Source organism: Fulvivirga aurantia (assembly GCF_009711475.1).
Classification (GTDB): domain Bacteria; phylum Bacteroidota; class Bacteroidia; order Cytophagales; family Cyclobacteriaceae; genus Fulvivirga; species Fulvivirga aurantia.
Window position 1 is genome coordinate 1 of the sequence record NZ_SMMD01000329.1, and the last position, 1,780, is coordinate 1,780.

General features: G+C 41.6%; 1 protein-coding gene. It reads left to right on the top strand.

Translation table 11 applies throughout. The features are described from left to right. The coding region (locus E1176_RS20345) for a hypothetical protein (RefSeq protein WP_185152541.1) at positions 1 to 1,780 on the top strand (1,780 nt) is incomplete at both ends.

Here is a 1,780-nt window from a genome sequence, read left to right on the forward strand (position 1 = left end):
TGATGCTACCAAATGTACTTCTGCTGTAACCGTACTCACAGTATCCGATGTTAGTGTAAATCCTGTCATAGGGTTAGTGTCTAACCAAGACCAAATTTCTTGTGACACTGCTAATCCATTGGGTGAAATCAGTGTTAATGCTGACGGAACAACAGTTGGTTATACTTTTAACTGGTATAATGGACAAAATACAGATCCTGCAAATGAAATTTTACCTGCTCCTGGCGCAAATGTGACTAACCTTGCAGCCGGAATATACACGGTAAAAGCTACTAATGATGCAACTGGTTGTTTCGCTACCGAAGAATACACGGTTGTGACCAATACAACCACACCAGTTGTTTCAGGAGGAACAATAACTGATGCAGACAATTGTAATGTTCCAAATGGTCAAATCCAAATTAATGATGCAGACATAGCCCCTGGAAATGCCGCTGACTACACTTACGCGTGGTATGACGGTGATGAAATAACAGATCCATTGCTAGGAGGAGAAACCACTGCAACCTTATCAGGTTACCCTCCGGGAGACTATACGGTAGTTGCCACTAATAATTTGACAGATTGTAATTCTGATCCTTTCACCTTTACAATTAATGATGTAGCACCATTGGTCACAATCACTGAAGATATAACTGGTCGAATTGAGCCGGCTACATGTGCCGTAAATTCAGGTCAGCTTGAAGTCGATGCTTCTTCTGTTGGTAATATTAACGGCTTCAATTTTGAATGGTATGATGGTAATGAGGACTTTTCAGGTCCGCCATTAGGCAATGTGACAAATACTCCAGGTGCCGCACCTACTAACTCTGTTATCACTAATCTCCAATCTGGAGTATATACAGTATTGGTGACTAATCTTGACAATGGATGTACAGAGTTTTTAGTCATTGACTTACCATTTGTAGGTGCACAAGAAGTCGTTGATGCCTCTGTAACAAATTCAACTGTATGTATGGCCCCCTATGATGGTGCATTGGAAGTCCAGATAGACCCTACAACACTGGGAGGAAGAGGACAGGATGAATTTGATTATACAGTTTATGATGGGAAAAACACTTCTGATCCTATTATTTTTGGTCCTCAACAAGGTGGTGTTGCATCTACACCAATACCGAATTTACCTCCTGGTTTTTATACCATAGTGGCAACACAAAGATTTGCTCCTAACTGCCCTTCAGTGCCTAAAACAGTAGAAATTCTGGACAACAGTACTCAGCCTGTAATAGCGTTAAATAGTAATATAGACCAAACTAGTTGTGGAGCTCCAAATGGTTCCCTTAGTGTAACAGGTGATGGCTCTGATGATACCGACCCAAATTATTCCTTTGCCTGGTACAACTCTGCGTTACCTCCGGCAGGGCCGGTTATGAGCTCGGCAAGTACTTATAGTCCAATTGCCGCTGGAGATTACTCAGTAATTGTGACAAACAATACTACTGGTTGTTCTGATTCCGCTGCATTTAACATTTCAGATAATATTGCCATTTATTCAATCACTCAGGCTGATTTAGCCTTAACAACACAAGATGATTGTGCTCCTGCGAACGGAACAGCTCAAGTAAATAATGTACGAGAAAATGGGACAACAGTAGGTACAGCTGGTTATAACTTCGAATGGTTTGACAGTGGTATGACTTCTATCAGCGGGCCATCAGCAGTAACAAGCATTAGTGGACTTGCTGCTGGTGATTACTTTGTGCAAGCCACAAATATTACATTGACATGTCAAACTTCGATGGTAAGCTTCACCATTGATGATGTCACCGCTGATCCGGTA